This is a genomic window from Micromonospora sp. NPDC003776 (genome assembly GCF_053605645.1).
This window is the reverse complement of record NZ_JBSGJR010000110.1, coordinates 1-14,561: the sequence shown is the minus strand read 5'-3', so window position 1 is coordinate 14,561 and position 14,561 is coordinate 1. Positions and strand designations below refer to the sequence as shown.

At 72.9% G+C, this 14,561-nt stretch carries 16 protein-coding genes; 5 read left to right on the top strand and 11 right to left on the bottom strand.

From position 1 onward, the window contains the following. Window positions 1-98 precede the first annotated feature (98 nt). From ACWEVO_RS12475 to ACWEVO_RS12460, 4 genes are all read right to left on the bottom strand, one after another. Window positions 99-692: a GTP-binding protein gene (locus ACWEVO_RS12475; protein ID WP_091669966.1), complete on the bottom strand. Its 594-nt coding sequence runs from the start codon at window positions 690-692 to the stop codon at window positions 99-101. Window position 693: 1 nt separating this feature from the next. After that, window positions 694-1,071, bottom strand: a complete 378-nt coding sequence (locus ACWEVO_RS12470; protein WP_452307637.1) for a DUF742 domain-containing protein — start codon at window positions 1,069-1,071, stop codon at window positions 694-696. A 100-nt stretch (window positions 1,072-1,171) separates the two neighbouring features. Continuing rightward, complete coding sequence (locus tag ACWEVO_RS12465; RefSeq protein WP_013731521.1) at window positions 1,172-1,576, bottom strand: roadblock/LC7 domain-containing protein; 405 nt, start codon at window positions 1,574-1,576, stop codon at window positions 1,172-1,174. After that, window positions 1,573-5,115: a nitrate- and nitrite sensing domain-containing protein gene (locus tag ACWEVO_RS12460; protein WP_452307636.1), complete on the bottom strand. Its 3,543-nt coding sequence runs from the start codon at window positions 5,113-5,115 to the stop codon at window positions 1,573-1,575. The genes ACWEVO_RS12465 and ACWEVO_RS12460 overlap by 4 nt, the downstream gene beginning before the upstream one ends. Window positions 5,116-5,458: 343 nt before the next feature. Here ACWEVO_RS12460 and ACWEVO_RS12455 point away from each other — a divergent pair, with 343 nt between their 5' ends. Next, complete coding sequence (locus tag ACWEVO_RS12455; RefSeq protein ID WP_452307635.1) at window positions 5,459-5,917, top strand: ATP-binding protein; 459 nt, start codon at window positions 5,459-5,461, stop codon at window positions 5,915-5,917. On the opposite strand, the gene ACWEVO_RS12450 is transcribed toward ACWEVO_RS12455, so the two are convergent. After that, window positions 5,918-6,994: an adenosine deaminase gene (locus ACWEVO_RS12450; protein WP_452307634.1), complete on the bottom strand. Its 1,077-nt coding sequence runs from the start codon at window positions 6,992-6,994 to the stop codon at window positions 5,918-5,920. On the opposite strand from ACWEVO_RS12450, the gene ACWEVO_RS12445 reads away from it, so the two are divergent. Next, complete coding sequence (locus ACWEVO_RS12445; protein ID WP_452307633.1) at window positions 6,878-7,228, top strand: helix-turn-helix domain-containing protein; 351 nt, start codon at window positions 6,878-6,880, stop codon at window positions 7,226-7,228. The two genes, ACWEVO_RS12450 and ACWEVO_RS12445, sit on opposite strands and share 117 nt — an antisense overlap. Then, a complete protein-coding gene (locus ACWEVO_RS12440) occupies window positions 7,182-8,501 on the top strand; it encodes an RNA-guided endonuclease InsQ/TnpB family protein (protein ID WP_452307632.1) in 1,320 nt (439 codons plus the stop codon). Before ACWEVO_RS12445 ends, ACWEVO_RS12440 begins: the two co-directional genes overlap by 47 nt. Before the next feature lie 60 nt (window positions 8,502-8,561). Here the strand turns inward: ACWEVO_RS12440 and ACWEVO_RS12435 are convergent, their stop codons facing one another. Genes ACWEVO_RS12435 through yczE form a run of 3 tightly spaced genes read right to left on the bottom strand, consistent with a single transcriptional unit; the run spans window position 8,562 to window position 10,158 of the window. Continuing rightward, window positions 8,562-8,975, bottom strand: a complete 414-nt coding sequence (locus tag ACWEVO_RS12435; protein ID WP_452307631.1) for a PPOX class F420-dependent oxidoreductase — start codon at window positions 8,973-8,975, stop codon at window positions 8,562-8,564. Then, window positions 8,972-9,541: an NADPH-dependent FMN reductase gene (locus ACWEVO_RS12430; RefSeq protein WP_452307630.1), complete on the bottom strand. Its 570-nt coding sequence runs from the start codon at window positions 9,539-9,541 to the stop codon at window positions 8,972-8,974. Before ACWEVO_RS12430 ends, ACWEVO_RS12435 begins: the two co-directional genes overlap by 4 nt. Then, window positions 9,529-10,158: a membrane protein YczE gene (gene yczE / locus ACWEVO_RS12425; RefSeq protein ID WP_452307629.1), complete on the bottom strand. Its 630-nt coding sequence runs from the start codon at window positions 10,156-10,158 to the stop codon at window positions 9,529-9,531. The genes ACWEVO_RS12430 and yczE overlap by 13 nt, the downstream gene beginning before the upstream one ends. Window positions 10,159-10,215: 57 nt before the next feature. On the opposite strand from yczE, the gene ACWEVO_RS12420 reads away from it, so the two are divergent. Together ACWEVO_RS12420 and ACWEVO_RS12415 are read left to right on the top strand one after the other, a co-directional pair. After that, window positions 10,216-10,701, top strand: coding sequence for a MarR family winged helix-turn-helix transcriptional regulator (locus ACWEVO_RS12420; RefSeq protein WP_452307628.1), 486 nt, complete (start codon window positions 10,216-10,218; stop codon window positions 10,699-10,701). Between the two features lies 1 nt (window position 10,702). Then, window positions 10,703-11,557 (top strand): putative RNA methyltransferase, encoded by an 855-nt coding sequence (locus tag ACWEVO_RS12415; protein WP_452307627.1) that lies wholly within the window; start codon window positions 10,703-10,705, stop codon window positions 11,555-11,557. Between the two features lie 4 nt (window positions 11,558-11,561). On the opposite strand, the gene ACWEVO_RS12410 is transcribed toward ACWEVO_RS12415, so the two are convergent. From ACWEVO_RS12410 to ACWEVO_RS12400, 3 genes are all read right to left on the bottom strand, one after another. Continuing rightward, window positions 11,562-12,242, bottom strand: a complete 681-nt coding sequence (locus tag ACWEVO_RS12410; RefSeq protein WP_452307626.1) for a DUF4272 domain-containing protein — start codon at window positions 12,240-12,242, stop codon at window positions 11,562-11,564. Between the two features lie 101 nt (window positions 12,243-12,343). Then, window positions 12,344-13,624: a thymidine phosphorylase gene (locus ACWEVO_RS12405; RefSeq protein WP_452307625.1), complete on the bottom strand. Its 1,281-nt coding sequence runs from the start codon at window positions 13,622-13,624 to the stop codon at window positions 12,344-12,346. 87 nt (window positions 13,625-13,711) lie between these two features. After that, window positions 13,712-14,431: a cytidine deaminase gene (locus tag ACWEVO_RS12400; protein WP_452307624.1), complete on the bottom strand. Its 720-nt coding sequence runs from the start codon at window positions 14,429-14,431 to the stop codon at window positions 13,712-13,714. Between the last annotated feature and the right edge of the window lie 130 nt (window positions 14,432-14,561).

The window sequence follows — 14,561 nt, the reverse complement described above, 5'->3', positions numbered from 1 at the left end:
CCGCCCGGGCGGGCGGGGCGCGCTCCGCCCCCGGGGGGCCGGGCCACGCCTCCCCCCCCCGGGGGCCGGCCGCCCCGCGCCCGCTTCCACGTCGCCGGTCAGGCGGGCGCGACCGCCCGCGAACGCCGCATGGTGAGCACGTACTCGACCAGGGAGATCAGCACGTGCTTGGTCGACTCCCGGTTCCGGGCGTCGCAGGCCACCACCGGGATGTCGCTCGAGATCGCCAGCGCGTCCCGGACGTCCTGCGGGTCGTGGTACTGCATCCCGTCGAAGCAGTTGATGGCCACCAGGTACGGCAGCCGCCGGTGCTCGAAGAAGTCGATGGCGGCGAAGCAGTCCGCCAGTCGACGGGTGTCGACCAGCACGACGGCGCCGATGGCACCGCGCACCAGCTCGTCCCACATGAACCAGAACCGGGTCTGACCCGGCGTACCGAACAGGTACAGGATCAGGTCACGGTCGATCGAGATACGACCGAAGTCCATCGCCACCGTGGTCGTCGTCTTGCCCGGCACCTGCCGGGTGTCGTCGACGCCCACACCGGCGGAGGTCATGATCGCCTCGGTGGTCAGCGGCGTGATCTCCGAGACCGAGCCGACCAGCGTCGTCTTGCCGACGCCGAACCCACCGGCGATAACGATCTTCGCCGACGTCACGCGCCCGCTCGGGGCAGGCGGCCGGTGCGACATGTCAGAGCCTGCGAAGTCCACTCAGCACCCTCTCCAGCAGTTCAGTGCCCACCGCGTCGTCGGAGTCGTCCAGGATGGTCGGCTCGTGGACCGCGACCAGGCCGTCCGTCGCCATGTCGGCGATGAGCACCCGGGCCACGCCGAGCGGAAGCTGCAGCCGCGCCGCGATCTCGGCGAGCGACTGCACGCGTCCGTCACACAGCGCGGCGATGTACTGGTGTTCACGGCCCTGACCGCCGTTGCCAGTGGCAACGGCGCGGCCGCGCACCGTCGTCTCGACGAGCGCCTCCAGGGCGATCTCGAGCCGGGGGCGGGTACGACCGCGGGTCACGGCGTACGGACGGACCAACGCACCGGTTGGCTCGTCACGATCGGCCATGTCGCCGCTCACCTCCCTCGTACCCGGCACCGGCTCGACCCGGTGGCATTCGTCGATGTTGTAGTTGTTCCCGCTCCTGACCCACCGGTCAGCGCGTCATTCAGCCCATCATCCCCACAGCCGTGCGCGGCTGTGGGGTAAGGGCGTCGCCCACCCGGTCGACGAGCAGGGCCATCTCGTACCCCACCTGCCCGACGTCGCAGCTGCGCGCGGCAAGGACGGCGAACGACGAGCCGTCCGAGATGGACATCAGGAACAGGAAGCCGTTGTCCATCTCGACGACGGTCTGCAGCACCGCCCCGCCCTCGAAGCAGCGGGCCGCGCCCTGGGTCAGGCTGACCAGGCCGGACGCGATCGCCGCGAGCTGGTCCGCGCGGTCCCGCGGGAGGTCACGGGACGAAGCGAGGAGCAGGCCGTCGGCGGAGACCGCGACCGCGTGCGCCACACCGGGCACCCGATCGGCGAAGTTGGCGAGCAGCCATCCGAGATCCTGCGTACTTGTCATCCTTGTTGCTCCTTCTGCCCGCTCCCGGCCACTGGGCCTGAGCCAGACTGCGAGGACTGCTGACCGCCCGGAGTCGCCTCCGAGCCGGCCGAGTTGCTGTCGGACGGGTTGTTACGCCCCCGCTGTACGCCCCGATGGTAGGCCGAGAGCAGGCCCCGGACGCCCTCCGGCGTCCGGCGCTGCACCGACGTGGACGGCTTGTCGACGCCGCCGGGCACCAGCTGGGCCATCGGCGTCCGCTTCGGCAGGCCCTTCTGGGTGGTCTCGGCGACCGGGACCTCGGTGGCGGCCGAGGCGGCCTTCCAGCCGTCGTCGGCGGCGCTCTGCCAGCTGGGCGGCTGCTGCTGGGCCCGCCGGTTGGGCAGCGCCTCGGCGTAACCGGGGCGCCCGCTCCCGTTCGCCGCTCCGTTGTCGCGCGGCGCACCGCCGGCCGCCGGGGTGTGTGCCATCGGCGTGTTACCTGTCGTTGCGGGTGTTGTCTGCTGGGCGGCCCGACCGGTGGTGTCGACCTTGGCGAACTGCTGGGTCGCCGCACCGTTCGTCGCCGCGGCCTGGGCTGCGGCGGTCTCCTCGTTCGGCCCCGGCCGGCGGGTACGGAACCAGTTCGACTCCAGCTCCCGGAAGATCGGCAGCTCCATCGTCTCGTCCGCGTACCGCTGGCGGTTGCCCGCCTGCTGCGGGGTCGGCCGCGGCGCCGGCGGCGGCGCCTGCCGGCTGGCGGCCGGCGGCGTGGCGGCCGGCGGGGTCTCCGGTCGGGCCACCCGCGGCAGCTCGGTGGTCATGTCCAAGCCGGCGGCGAGGCGCTCCGGCACCGCCGGGGCGGCGGGGTCGGGCGACGCGACCGGCGGCCAGACCGGCGGGGCGCTGACGCTGGGCGGCCCGGCCTGCGGACCCGGACGCGGCGGCACCTGGCTCACCGGCGGCACCGAGACCGGCTGCCCCGGAGCGGGCGAGGCCGACACCGGCTGACCCGGGTAGGGCTGGGCCGAGTAGGGCTGACCGGAGTACGGCTGGCTGGAGACCGGCGAGGCGGACACCGGGACACCCGAGACGGGCGGCAGCGGCGGCGCCGACACCGGCGGCACCGGCGGCGCCGACACCGGCGGCGGGTTGTAGGGCCGCATCTCCGGGCTGGCCGGCAACTGCCGCGGAATGGCCGGCTGCTGGCCGGTGCTGGTCGGATCGGCCTCGGCCGGCTGGCGACGCTGGGGCAGCGGGTCGACCGACTGGCCGTTCGACGGCCGCGGGGCGAAGCTGTCGCCGCCGGCCAGGGCGTTGGCCCCGGTGAGGTCGGACCAGGCCGGCATCGAGCGCTGCCCGCCCGGGGTGGCCGGGGTGCCGGAGCCGTTGTGCGGCGCCGGGTCGAACGCCCGACCGCCGAGGGTCACCTGGTTGCCGGACGCGCCGGGGCGCGGGGCCGGCGGGGTGCCGGGGCTGTGCGGGCCGTTGCCGAGGGCGGCGAGGGCACCGAACGCCGGGGTCGGACCGCCCTGCTGCGGGCCGTTGTTGTTCGCGGCCGGCAGGGCCGGCGCGGCCTGGGGGCCCCGGCCGGAGAGGGCGCGCGGCACCAGGACCGCCGGGGGCAGGGTGACGTCGGCGACCGTGCCGCGGCCCGCGCCGGGCCGGAGCTCGACCTTGACACCGTGCCGGGACGCCAGCCGGGCGACCACGACCAGACCCATCATCCGGGAGACCGCCACGTCCACCTGCGGCGGCGTGGCGAGCCGCTCGTTCAGCTCGCGCAGCTGCTCCGGGCCGATGCCGATGCCCCGGTCCTCCACGTAGAGGGAGGCACGGTCGCCGATCCGCCGGGCCTCGACCATGACGTGCGAGTCCGGCGGGGAGAAGGCGGTCGCGTTGTCGAACAGCTCGGCGACCAGGTGCACGAGGTCGTTGACGGCGTGCGCCGAGATCTCGATGTCCCGGTCGATCACGCCGAACTCGATCCGGGTGTAGTGCTCGACCTCGGACTGGGCGGCGCGGAGCACGTCGATCAGCGCGGCCGGCTCACGCTGCACGCGGGTGGAGTCCGCACCGGCGAGGACCAGCAGGTTCTCGTCGTTGCGGCGCATCCGGGTGGCCAGGTGGTCGAGCTGGAAGAGCTCGGCCAGCCGGTCCGGGTCCTCCTCGCCGCGCTCCAGCCGGTCGAGGTGACCGATCAGGCGGTCGACCAGGATCTGCGAGCGGCGGGCGAGGTTGACGAACATCGTCGCGACGGACGCCCGGAGGGCGGCCTGCTCGGCCGCGGTCCGGACGGCCTCCAGGTGGACGGCGTTGAACGCCTCGGTCACCTGGCCGAACTCGTCCTTGCTCCGCACCGGGAGCGGCTCGGCGATCTGGTTGGCCAGCTGCATCGGGGAGAGCTGGCCGGTGACCTGCGGGTCCCGCAGCCGGGCCACCGCCTGCGGCAGGCCGTACTGGGCCACCGAGAGGGCGCCCTGGCGCAGGTCACGCAGCGAGCGGGCCATCGAGCGGGCGACCAGGTACGCGAACAGGATGGCCAGCAGCAGCATGCTGAGCAGCAGACCGGTCTCGAGGAACACCTGGCGCTGGGTGTCCGAGCGGAGCGTCTCGGCCTTCTTCACCACGTTGCCGTCGAACTCCGACTCGACGGCACGGATCTGCTTGGCGTTGCCGACCATCGCGTTGTCCCACTGCTCGGGGCCGAAGGACAGGAGCGACAGGTCGCCGTTCTGGTTGCCGGCGATCTGGCCTTCGTAGGAGGACAGCTCCCGCCGGTCCGCCCCGGAGACGGTCTGCTGGTAGAACTCGGCCTCGGACCGGTTCGCGATGGCGGTGAATGCCTCCTGCGCCTGCTGCTCCGCGGTGACGCTGGCGATGTACTCCTGGCGCAGGGCAGGGCTGAGCTTGCCCAGGTCGAGTGCACGGTGCACGACCACCCGGCGCTGGGAGAGGAACTCCTTGCTGCGGGCGACGGCCGCGGCGGCCCGCATCCGGTCGCTCAGGTCGCTGTCGCCAGCGAGCTGGGTGCTCGAGTCCCGGACCTCCAGCAGGCCGTTGATCAGCTCGTCGTATCCCTTGACCGCGAAGGTGCTCGACATCTTGCCGTTGAAGACCTGGCTGCGGGTGCCGGGCAGATCCTTGAGGTTCTCGTCGATCCCGTCGAGGGTTCTGTTCAGCGTGGCGGGCAGCCCGTCCAGCTTCACGCGCTGCTGTGAGTACCGGCCCTTGGCCTGGTCGACCTTCTGGTTCACCTGCTTGTACGCGTCCGCGTAGCTGGTCTTGGCCTGCGCGGTGTCGGCGTTCAGCAACAGGACGGCGATCGTGCGCTCGTCCTGCAGGGTGTCGACCAGGTCACCGGAGTATCCGATGAGGTTGGCCAGGTTGCCGGCCCGGTTGGCATTGTTGAGCGTCTGCAGGTGGTCGACCAGACCGCTGGTGCCGACCACGACCGTGGCGATGGTCGGCACGATCATGATCAGACCGAGCTTGGACCAGATCGGCATGTCGCGGAGCCGGCTGGCCGGCCGACTCAGACGCGACCGGAAGGAGCCTGCCGTCGTTGGCCGTTTGCTCACGTCACCGCCCTCGCATTACCGCGTACGGACGTCGCCTCTGGGCAACGCCGAGCGACCGACCCGGCGGGTCGGACCTCCGAGATTCCATCACGCCACATCGCAAAGAGAAAGCCCAGGTTGTCCCTCGCGAGCGGTGTGATGAGATGTTGATGCAATTTGATAGCAATCCGTCTGGCCGGAGTCACTCAAAGTAATGGCACACCGTCACCGCGTCGTCCTCCTCGCCGGGCCTTCCGGCTCCGGAAAGTCGTACATTGCCCATCGAACCGGACTCCCGGTGCTCTGCCTCGATGACTTCTACAAGGACGGCGATGACCCCACGTGTCCGCGTCGAAACGGACAGGTGGACTGGGAATCCCCGCTGTCCTGGGACGCCGACGCGGCGGTGGAAACAATTGCCCGACTGGCGCGGGACGGCAAGGCCGAAGTGCCGGTTTATGCGATCGGCGCAGACCGGCGGGTGGCCACCCGGCCATTCGATGTCACCGGTTCGCCATTTTTCGTGGCCGAAGGGATCTTCGCCGCCGAGATCGTCGCCGAGTGCCGGCGCCGCGACCTGCTCGCCGGGGCGTACGCGTTGCGCCGGCCGCGCGGGGCGACCTTCGTCCGCCGGCTGGCCCGGGATCTGGCCGAGCAGCGCAAGGCGCCGCGGGTGCTGATCCGGCGCGGGGTGGCGCTGCTGCGGGCCGAGCCGGCGGTGCTGCGCCGGCAGACCGGGCTGGGCGCGGAGGCGGCCCGGGCGCGCGTGGTGCTGCGCCGGGTGGCGGCGCTGCTCGCCGGCCACCCGCACCCGCACTCCTGATCAGCCGATCACCTTGGCGTACGCCGGCTTGATCACCTCGTCGATGATCCGCAGCCGCTCGTCGAACGGGATGAAGGCGCTCTTCATCGCGTTGATGGTGAACCACTGGAGTTCCTTCCAGCCGTAGCCGAAGGCGTCCACCAGCAGCGCCATCTCCCGGGACATGGAGGTGCCGCTCATCAGCCGGTTGTCGGTGTTGACCGTGACCCGGAACCGCAGGTCGCGCAGCAGCCCGATGGGGTGGTCGGCGATCGACGCCGCCGCCCCGGTCTGCACGTTCGACGACGGGCAGAGCTCCAGCGGGATCCGCTTGTCCCGGACGTACGCGGCCAGCCGGCCGAGCACGGGCGGGTTGCCCGGGGTGATGTCGTCGACGATGCGGACGCCGTGGCCGAGCCGGTCCGCGCCGCACCACTGGATCGCCTGCCAGATCGACGGCAGCCCGAACGCCTCGCCGGCGTGGATGGTGAAGTGGAAGTTCTCCCGCTGGAGGTACTCGAAGGCGTCCAGGTGCCGGGTGGGCGGGAAACCCGCCTCCGCCCCGGCGATGTCGAAACCGACCACCCCGGTGTCCCGGTGCCGGACGGCCAGCTCGGCGATCTCCTGGGACCGGGCCGCGTGCCGCATCGCAGTGAGCAGCGTGCCGATCCGGATCGGGTGGCCCGCCTCGGCGGCCAGCGCGCTCCCCTCGCGGAAACCGGTGACCACCGCCTCGACGACCTCGTCGAGCGTGAGGTTCTGCTCCAGGTGCTGCTCGGGGGCGAACCGCACCTCGGCGTAGACCACGCCGTCGGCGGCCAGGTCGAGGGCGCACTCCCGGGCGACCCGGCGCAGCGCCGGCGCGGTCTGCATCACCGCCACCGTGTGCGCGAAGGTCTCCAGGTAGCGCTCCAGCGAACCGGAGTTCGCCGCGTCGACGAACCAGCGGCCCAGCGCCTCCGCGTCGGTGGCGGGCAACTCGTGGCCGACCTCGGCGGCCAGCTCCACGATCGTCGCGGGGCGCAGACCGCCGTCGAGGTGATCGTGCAGCAACGCCTTCGGGACCTTGACGATGTCCTCGTACGAGATTGCGACCATGCTCAGACAGTAGGCCGTGTTTCAAAGTGTCGTAGGTGGTGGGCATGGTGTGGGGTTGTGGGGAGGTTTACCGCGTTTCGGTTCACGGTTGATCCGTCGCCGTCGCAGATGGTGGTGTTGGGCCGTCATGCGGGGGCGTCTCGGTTCGCGTTCAACCAGTGCCTGGCTCTGGTGAAGGAAGCCTTGGATGCGCGACGCCGAGGCGGGTCGGTGGGTGCCGTGGTCGGGTTTTGACCTGATCAACGCGTTCAACTCGTGGAAGGTCTCGGCGCGGGCGGGTCGCCGGTTCGTGGTCGACTCGTCCGGGGCGACCGTGGTGGTTGCGTCGGGGTTGTCGTGGCGGACGCAGGTGTGTCAGCAGGTGTGTGAGGAAGCCGCGGTTGACCTGGGTGGTGGCCTGGCCGCCTGGGCCGACTCCCGGGGTGGGAAACGGTCGGGGCGTCGGGTGGGGTTCCCGAGGTTCAAACGCAAGAGCCGTACCCGTGCGTCGTTCCGGATCCGCTGCAAGACGACCGGGGGTCGGGCGAGTATCCGGGTGGGGGATCCGACGGCTGGGCCTCGTAGTGTGTGTTTGCCGAAGATCGGGGTCTTGCGGGTGCGGGAGGACACCCGCCGGCTGCGGCGGATGATCCGCGCCGGCCGCGCCCGCATCCGGTATGCCACCGTCTCCTGCCGGGCCGGCCGATGGATCATCACGGTGACGGTGGAGGCGGCGGACCTGCACCCCGCCCGCCAGCACCCACCCCGCCCCGACCGGGGTGGTTGGGTGGGCGTCGACCGCGGCCTCGCCGCCCTGATCGTGGCCGCGGACACCACCGGCCGGCAGGTCTTGCGCGTCGATGATGCGCCACGCCCCCTGCGGGCCGCGCTGCCGAGGCTACGGCGGCTGTCCCGCCAGGTCAGCCGCAGACAGCCAGGCTCACGGAACCGGGCCGAGGCCGCCGCCCGACTCGGTCGGGCCCATCTGCGGGTGGCGGACGTGCGTCGCCACTTTCTGCACAAGGTCGCCAACCAGCTGGTCAAGACCCACGACCGGCTGGCACTGGAAGACCTGCACACCGCCGGCATGCTGCGTAACCGGCGTCTGGCCGCCGCCATCTCCGACGCGGGCTGGGCCGACCTGGCCCGCATCATCGGCTACAAACAACGCTGGCGCGGCGGGCACACCACCCGGGCACCGCGGTGGTATCCGTCCACCAGAATGTGCAGCGCCTGCCGCACCACCGGCCCCGCCCTACCCCTGACGGTACGCGTCTTCCGCTGCCACGAGTGCGGGCACACCGCCGACCGGGACATCAACGCGGCGGTCAACCTCGCCGTCTGGGCCGAGCAGCAGCACGCCCAGACCCGGGACCCCGAAGCACGAGGCCCGGTCACCAACGCCTCCCGAGAGGACGGCTCTGGCCCGCCCCCACGCGCCGGCGAAACCAGCCTCAACGACGGAGGAACCCCACCGCCACGAACACCCGTGACGGCAAGGACGCCCGAGAAGGGCGGTGCCTCATGACCCAACCGAGTCTTGAGACACGCTGTAGTCACCAGCGGTCCGTGGGCGGCACGGGGCCGGTCAGGGCCGCCAGCCGTACACCCGCTCGACCGCCAGCCGGAGGACGAGCCGGCCGTCGGCCACCATGGCCGCCCGGTAGTCCGCCCAGTCCGGGTGCTCGCCCCGGATCCGCCGGTAGACCTCGACCAGCTCGTCGGCCGTGGCGTCGTCGGTGGCCGCCGCGGCGGGAGTGAGGGTCACCCGGCCCTCGGCCACCGCGTACGCCCCGCCGTCCGGGGTGGTGACGTGGAGGCTGGCACGCGGGTCACGGCGCAGGTTGCGCACCTTCGCCCGGTCGCCGGTGGTGGAGCAGCGGATCAGGCCCGGCTCCGCCAGGTAGTCCAGGTTCGACAGTTGTGGGCGGCCGTCGCGGCGCAGGGTGACCAGCACCCCGCGCCCCCGCTCGCCGAACAGCTCCCACAGCCGCTCGCTCATGCTGCCACCCGCAGCGGGGCGAGCGCGGCGGCCAGCCGGGCGAGCTGGTCGAGCGTCAGATCTGCGGCGGCTTCGCGGCCCGGGTCCGGCAGCAGCTCGCCGGTCTCGGTCAGGGACTGGCGCAGGAACACGGTCACCGCCTCGTTGACCGGGACCATGTTCAGCGTGGTGACCACCTGCTTGATCATCTGCACCGCGCGCAGGCCGCCGGAGGTCATGCCGTAGCTGACGAACCCGACCGGCTTGTGCCGCCACTCGTGGTAGAGGTAGTCGATCGCGTTCTTGAGGGGCGCGCTGAAGCCGTAGTTGTATTCCGGCATCACGAAGACGAAGGCGTCCGCGGCGGCGGTCGTGTCGCTCCACTCCCGGGTGTGCCGGTGCAGGTAGTTCCCCTCGGCGGGGTGGTGCGGCTCGTCGTGGAACGGGAGCGCGACCTCGGCGAGGTCGACCAGGCGTACGTCGTCGAAGCCGCCGTGGCGGACGGCGGTCGCGGTGAACCAGTCACCGATCCGCCGGCCCACCCGGCCGGGGCGGGTGCTGGCGACGATCACATTCAGGCGGGGCATGGCGGGGTGGCTCCTGTCAGAGTGGGCCGGGCCGGAGCCGGCACGGCGAGTCGGGGGATGAGGAACTGGGCGAGCGGCCCGATGGCGAGCGCGTAGAGCACGGTGCCGGGGCCGACCGTGCCGCCGAGCAGCCAGCCGACGGCGAGCACGGCCAACTCGATCAGGGTGCGGGCGCGGCCGACCGGCAGGCCGAGGCCGGCCAGTCCGGTCATCAGGCCGTCCCGCGGACCGGGCCCGAGCCGGGCGCCGAGGTAGAGGGCGGTGGCGATCCCGTTGAGCAGGATCCCGGCGAGCAGCAGGGAGATGCGCGCGGCGAGCGACCCGACCGGCGGCAGCACCGCCAGGACGGCGTCCAGCGCCACGCCGACCAGCAGGACGTTGGCCACGGTGCCGACGCCGGGCCGCTGCCGCAATGGCACCCACAGCAGCAGGACCACCAGCGCCACGCCGTTGACCAGCACCCCCATCGGCAGTCCGGTGCGGGCGGCGAGGCCCTGGTGCAGCACGTCCCATGAGCCGAGCCCGAGATCCGCCCGGACCATCAGCGCGACGCTCGCGCCGAAGAGCGCCAGGCCGGCGAGGAGCCGGGACAGCCGTAACGGCAATCTGGTTGACATGTCATCGACCGTAGAGCGGGTTTGATGACATGTCAACCACTCGGCTAGAATCGGGCCATGGACGCACCACACTGGCTGGACGAACGGGAGAACCGGGCCTGGCGGGGCTACCGCCGGATGCGCCGCCTGCTCGACCTGGAGCTGGCCCGCGAGTTGATGCAGGACGCCGGCCTCTCCGAGCCGGACTACGACGTGCTCTCCGACCTCTCCGAGACCCCCGGCCAGCGATTGCGACTCAGCGAGCTGGCCGACCGGATGCTCTGGTCGCGCAGCCGGCTGTCCCACCACCTGTCCCGGATGCAGCAGCGCGGCCTGGTCATTCGCGAGGAGTGCCCCTCCGACGGCCGGGGTTCGGTCGTCGCGCTCACCCCGGCCGGCCGCCAGGCCATCGAGGCCGCCGCCCCCGGTCACGTCGCCGCCGTCCGCCGGCACCTGATCGACCTGCTCACCCCCGAGGAGATCGACGCGCTCGGGGCGCTGACCCACCGGGTCGTCGAGCACCTGGTTGGCGACGACCGCCGTCGCGCCGGGGCGGCGGGCTGACGTGGACCCCCGGATCCTGGCCCGGCTGCGCTGCCCGGTCTGCGGCGAGCCGCTGGCCGAGGGCACCGCCGGCACCGCCCGGGCGCTGCGCTGCCCGCGCCGGCACAGCTTCGACATCGCCCGGCAGGGGTACGTCAACCTGCTCGCCGGCCGCGCCCCGCACAGCGGAGACAGCGCCGAGATGGTGGCCGCCCGCGCCGATTTCCTCGCCGCCGGCCACTACGCCACCGTCGCCGCCGCCCTCGCCACCGCCGCCACCACCGCAGTCGGCGGGAGGACCGCGTACCCGCTGGTGGTGGACGCCGGTGCGGGCACCGGCTGGTATCTCGCCGCGGTGCTGGCGGCGCTGCCCGACGCCGTCGGTCTGGCCCTGGACGTCGCCAAGCCGGCGTTGCGCCGCGCGGCACGGGCCCACCCGCGCGCGACGGCCGCGCTGGCCGACACCTGGCAGCGGCTCCCGCTGGCCGACCGCTCCGCCGCCGTGCTGCTCAACGTCTTCGCGCCGCGCAACGGCCCGGAGTTCCATCGGGTCCTCGACCCGGCGGGCACGCTGCTCGTGGTCACCCCCGCCGAGGACCACCTCGCCGAACTGGTGGACGCCCTCGACCTGCTGCGGGTGGATCCGGCCAAGGCGGACCGGGTCGCCGGCAGCCTGGGTGGTCACTTCACCGAGGAATCCAGCGGCGTGCACCGGGCCCGGCTGGCGCTGACCCGCACCGAGGTGGCCACCCTGGTCGGCATGGGCCCCAGCGCCTGGCACACCGACCCGGCCCGGCTCGCCGAGCGGATCGCCGCGCTGCCGGAGCCGGTGCCGGTCACCCTCGCCGTCCGGCTCGGCGGGTACCGGCCGCGCTGACCTTCTAGGTGGAGAGGTCGACCTCTTCCCAGCCCGGCGGGTCGTCGTGGTACGGCCCGCGCAGCACCACGGCCCACTCCAGCGCCCACCGGCGCTGCCCGATGGCGTTCGCGTCCACCAGCCCGGGCAACGCCCGCCCTGCCTGCTCCGACTCCAGGTACGCCCAGTCCAGGCAGTAGTGCAGGTCGAGCAGGGCGGCGGCGTCGCCCGGGTGCTGCGGGGCGGCCAGGATGCGGGCCCGCCACTGCGGGAAGGTCTCCCCGGCGACGAGGTTCGGCATCCGCTCGACCAGCCGCTCGTCCACCGGCACCGTGGGATCCAGCTCCTTGGTCAGCCCCAGCACCCAGGCCAGCGAGAAGAGCGCGTCGTGGTGCAGCACGAAGGAGCGGTGGTCGCCCTTGCCGCCCATCACGAACTGCCACTCCGGCGGGGTGACCGTCTCGACCAGGTGCGACTCCAGCAGCCAGCTCATCGCCGCCTGCGGGGGCATCCCGAAGCACCGGGCCAGGATCAGGTGCAGCACCGCGATCCGGGCCTCGATCTCGACGGTGGGGCGCAGCTCGATCTCGTCCCCGGGCTCCCAGACCAGCGGGAACTGCGGCGGCGGCAGCGGAAGGCCCAGCCGGGACAGCTCGTCGAGGCTGGCCTCACGGACTTCCCGGGGGTCGGGGGCGGGTACGCGCACACTCAGGTCCCTGTCTGCTCACATCGGCTCATGGCCGGTCGGTCCCCCCTTGGCCTGCGAGGATAGCGGCTCGGCCGGCACCGCACCATGACCGGAAAGGATCAGTCGATCCGCTCGATGACCAGCGGCATCCGGGCCGGGGCCGCCGGCGCGATGCGTACCGCCCGCTCCGCCTCGGCGAGCGCGGCCGGGATCCGCTCGGCGTGCTCGGCCCGCAGCTCGTACAGGGGCTCGCCGGCGCGTACCGGGTCGCCGGGGCGCTTGTGCAGCACCACGCCGGCGGGGATGCTCACCGGGTCCTCCTTGCGGGCCCGGCCGGCGCCCAGCCGCCACGCCGCCACCCCGATGGCGTACGCGTCGATCCCGGCCACGTGGCCGTCCTCGGTCGCCCGGACCACCTCGACCTCGTTGGCGGTCGGCATCGGCGCGTCCGGGTCGCCGCCCTGCGCGCGGATCATCGTCCGCCAGGCGTCCATCGCCCGGCCGTCCCGCAGCGCCGCCTCCGGGTCGACATCCGGCAGGCCGGCCGCCGCCAGCATCTCCCGGGCCAGCGCCAGGGTCAGCTCCACCACGTCGGCGGGGCCGCCGCCGGCCAGCACCTCGACCGACTCGGTGACCTCGACCGCGTTGCCGACGGCCAGGCCGAGCGGGGTGGACATGTCGGTGAGCAGGGCGACCGTCCGCACCCCGTGCGCCTTGCCCAGCTCGACCATGGTGCGGGCCAGCTCACGCGCGTCGTCGACGTTCTTCATGAACGCGCCGGAGCCCACCTTCACGTCGAGCACCAGGGCGCCGGTCCCCTCGGCGATCTTCTTGCTCATGATCGAGCTGGCGATCAGCGGGATCGCCTCGACGGTGCCGGTGACGTCGCGCAGCGCGTACAGCTTGCGGTCGGCCGGGGCGAGCCCGTCGCCGGCCGCGCAGATCACCGCGCCGATGTCACGAAGCTGGGCGATGAACTCGTCGTTGCTCAGCGCCGCCCGCCAGCCCGGGATCGACTCCAGCTTGTCCAGGGTCCCGCCGGTGTGCCCGAGGCCGCGCCCGGACAGCTGCGGCACGGCGGCGCCGCAGGCGGCGACGAGCGGGGTGAGCGGCAGCGTGATCTTGTCGCCGACGCCGCCGGTGGAGTGCTTGTCCACGGTCGGCCGGGACACCGGGGACAGGTCCAGCCGCTCCCCGCTGGCGATCATCGCGGCGGTCCACCGGGCGATCTCCGGCGCGCTCATGCCGCGCAGCAGGATCGCCATGGCCAGCGCCGACATCTGCTCGTCGGCCACCAGCCCCCTGGTGTACGCGTCGACGACCCAGTCGATCTGCCCGTCGCTCAGCACGCCCCCGTCCCGCTTGGTCCGGATGACGTCCACCGCCGTAAAAGCACTCACCGTCGAGTTCCCATCAATAGATGAACAAGCGCGCGTCGGGCACCAGCTGCACCCGCACGACGAAGGCCGACCACCGATCCCCCAAGCTCAGCCACCGGACCAGCGAACCGGGATCTCCAACGGAGGCTCACCCTCACCCGCCCAGAAGATCGTGCCGGAGGCGTCCACCACGACCACGCGCGGCGTACGGGCCAGCCCCCAGGTGATCGCCTCGGCCGGGTCGTCCCAGGTGGGGCCCTCCTCGAGCACGCCGGTCTCGGCGCCCTCGGTGTCCCCGGCCGACCGCTCCCAGTAGGCCGTCCAGACCTGCTGCCCGGCGGAGAGGTCGGGGTGCACGAAGACGGTGCCCCGGCCACGCCAGGCCGCCAGCCGGTCCGGCACCACCGGCACCGGGTGCTCGCCGGTCACCGCGTCCAGGTCGGCCACGTCGAAGGCGTGCGGCAGCAGCTCGGCCATCCGCAGCGGGCCACCCTTCGCCTCGATCAGGCATTCCGGCCCGCCCTGCTCCCAGAGGAGCTGCCGGCACCGGCCGCAGGGCATCAGCGGCTCGCCGGTGGCGTCGACGCAGGAGAGCGCGACGATCCGGCCGCCGCCGGTGGCGTGCAGCGACGAGACCACGCCGCACTCGGCGCAGAGCACCACGCCGTACGCGGCGTTCTCCACGTTGCAGCCGACCACCACCCGGCCGTCGTCGACCAGGGCGGCCGCCCCGACCGGGAACTTCGAGTACGGGACGTACGCGTGCCGCATCACCTCGGTGGCGGCGGCCCGCAGCCGCTCCCAGTCGATCTCCATCATGTCTTCCATTCTGCCCAATTCACGCCGATCGGTCGCGGTCGCGACCCGGAGACGGCCGTGCCCGGCGGGCCTCCCCCCCCGGGCCCGGGGGGTGGGGGGGGGGGAGACCCGGTTGTTAGGCGTGGCCGGCGCAGCCGCG